Origin of the sequence: Longimicrobium sp. (assembly GCF_036387355.1) — a bacterium.
In the GTDB taxonomy this organism is placed as follows: domain Bacteria; phylum Gemmatimonadota; class Gemmatimonadetes; order Longimicrobiales; family Longimicrobiaceae; genus Longimicrobium.
Genome location: NZ_DASVTX010000593.1, coordinates 1 through 2813, shown reverse-complemented (window position 1 = coordinate 2813; position 2813 = coordinate 1). Strand labels below are relative to the sequence as shown.

The window sequence follows — 2813 nt, the reverse complement described above, 5'->3', positions numbered from 1 at the left end:
GAGTAGCCGCTGCGCGCCATGGGCGTGTTGGCCGAGGTGCGCTCCTTGTAGCCGTGCAGCGGCGCGCGCTCGCGGCGGGTGCGGTAATACTCGCCGTAGTAGATCCGGCGGCTGCCGCGGAAGTAGCGCGTATCATAATAGTACGGATTGTGGCCCAGGAAAATGCGCACCCGGTCGCACCCGTACGAGTCGTAGTCGTAGTACGAGACGCGCGTGTACCAGTCCCCGTACCCGTCGTAGCAGGCGTACCGCGGATAGCGGTAACGGCGGCCGATGTTGTACGTGTAGTAGTCGGTGGACTCGTAGCCGTAGGCATCGTCGGGCACCACGGCGCGGACGATCTCGTCCATGGCGTAGAACGGGTCGCCGTAGATGCTGCGGCTGGCGTCCCACCCGGCGTAGCGCGGGCGGTACATATCGCGGACGCGCCACAGCTCCAGCGGCTCGTCGAGCATCACGGCAAAGACGTAGCCCACCCCCACGCCGCCGCGGACGCGCAGGTAGTCCCATCCCCCGCGCGAGCCCAGGCTCAGTGTGCGGCCCCCGTCCACCCAGCCGTCGTCGTTGTACGAGCGGGGATACAGGACGTCGAGGTCGCCGTTGGTGTCGATGTGAAAGACGGCCAGGTAGCCGTCGCGGTCGGTGCGCACGTTCACCCGCATGCGGTCGCCCGAGCGGAAGACGTCGCCGCCGTTCACCCACACGCGCACGCCGTCGTACTGCAGGGCGAGCGCGGCGGAGGACGCTGCGGAAAGCGTGGCCGGCATGAGGGGCGCGGGCTCGGCGACGGCCGGAACGGCGCCGAGGGCGGCGAGCGTGAGGCTCGCGGCAAGCAGTCTGGTTTTCATCAGTAGGTCTCCGGTGGAGCGCGGTTCCAACACCCATGCTGCGCGGCAAGCGCCGTTCCGCGTGCCGTCCCCATCAACATACAAGCACCCGCCTGATGAACAAACGTTTCCGTGCTCCAGTCGTTTCCCGGTGCGTCACATCGTGGGGACGGGTGTTCTCGGAATGCGGACGGCCTGGTGCGGTCGGCGGGCAGTGAAAACCGCGTCTCTCACGGAGGGCACGGAGGTTTCACGGAGGTCACGGAGGCAACTGCAATCTCTAACGGAGGCACAGAGGCACAGAGAAAGAGCAACACGGAAGCGATGACACGCAGGCAGGTTGCGTCGGCCCACCTCGCGTTGACTTTGGGTGCGCCCGGGCGAGGGAACCCCATCTCGCGATTCCTCTGTGCCTCTGTGTCTCTGTTAGACCCTTCCCTGCTGTTCCCCCCGCCCCCCCCGTCCTCCGCCTGACGCGACGGCAGGCGCCCAGCGCGAGTCGCGTGGGTGGCGCAAAAGGGGTAGCGGTTGACGCCCCGCACCGGGGCGCGGTACTTTTCCGGATTGTCCCACGCATCGCCGGGGCCGCGTCGCGGCTTCGGCGCGCCCGCGTTCCGCCCCGCTCCGCGGCGGTCGCCCTCCCGATCGGGTCCCCCAACGCAAGGCTGTGCCGCATCCGCTGCTGATCGACTCGATCCAGACCGTTCCCGCGTTCCGCGAACTGGCCGCGGGACTGCCGCGCGTGGGCGAGTCGGTGGTCGCGGCCGGGCTGGCGGGGTCGTCGCCGCTTCTGCTGCTGGCCGCCCTGCACCGCGCCCGCCCGGAGCGCATGTGGCTGGTGGTGGCCGGCGGGCCGGAAGAGGCCGAGATGGCGTCCAGCGACCTGGAATCGGTCGTGGGCGAAAGCTCCGTCTTTCTGTATCCCCAGCGCGAATCCCTTCCCTACGAGGAGGGCGAGCCGCACCTGGAGATCGGCGGCACCCGCGTGGAAGCGCTGGAGGCGCTGCTGAGCGGACGGGCGCGCGTGCTCATCACCACCGCGCGCGCCATGCAGGAGCTGTCCCCCGCGGTGGAGGGGCTGCGCGACCTGCGGCTGGAGCTGCGCGCCGGCGACACGCTGCGCCTTCCCGAGCTGTCGGCGCGGCTGGAGGAGATGGGCTTCGAGCGCGTCGCCACCGTGGAAGAGGTGGGACAGTACGCGCTGCGCGGCGGCATCGTGGACGTGTTCGGCTTCGGCTCGCCGGAGCCCGCCCGCATTGAGCTGCTGGGCGACGAGGTCGAAAGCATCCGCTACTTCGACATCCTTACCCAGCTTTCCGTCCGCGAGATCGCGCTGCTGCAGCTGCTTCCCGTGGACCTGCGCAACCCCGACGGCATTGGCGGGGCGCGGCGGACGGAAGCCGCGGGCGAGGGCGGCGGGGGCGAGCGGCGGTCGCTGCTGGACTACCTGCCCCAGGACACCCTGATCGTGCACCTGCACGGGTCGGGGACGCACGGCGAGCTGGACCGCACCTGGGCCGAGGTGGCGCGCCTGCACGAGAGCGAGGCCCGCCGCGGCACCCGCCCGGAGCCGCCCGAACGCGTCTTTCTGCCCCCCGTGGAGGCCGCGCGCCGGCTGGCCGGGTTCCCCCAGCTCTTCATCGAAGAAGCGGGCGACCTGCCGGTGCAGCGCTGGAGCCGCTTTCGCGCCCTGCCGCCGCCCGCCATCGACCGCGACATGGGGCGGCTGGGCGAGGTGCTCAAGGCCGCCGCGCACGCCGGCGAGCGCTCGCTGGTGCTGTGCGACAACCAGGGGCAGCTGGAGCGCCTGCAGGAGCTGCTGGACGAGCTGAAGGTGGCCCGGGCGGTGGAGCTGGCCATCGGCTCGCTCACGGGCGGGTTCGTGCTGGCCGACGCGGAGCCCCCGTTCCGCGTGCTGACGGACCACGAGATCTTTCGCCGCTCGCGCCGCATCCGCCGGCGGCGGCGGTTTCGCGGGGGCGCGGC

General features: G+C 70.8%; 2 protein-coding genes. One reads left to right on the top strand and one right to left on the bottom strand.

Annotation, left to right across the window (positions count from 1 at the left end; genetic code table 11):
- On the bottom strand, positions 1-848 hold an 848-nt coding region (locus VF665_RS25770; protein WP_331056373.1), incomplete at its 3' end, for a DUF4384 domain-containing protein.
- A gap of 646 nt (positions 849-1494) precedes the next feature.
- Here VF665_RS25770 and VF665_RS25765 point away from each other — a divergent pair.
- Positions 1495-2813, top strand: a 1319-nt coding sequence (locus tag VF665_RS25765; RefSeq protein ID WP_331056372.1) for a hypothetical protein, incomplete at its 3' end; no start/stop codon positions are given.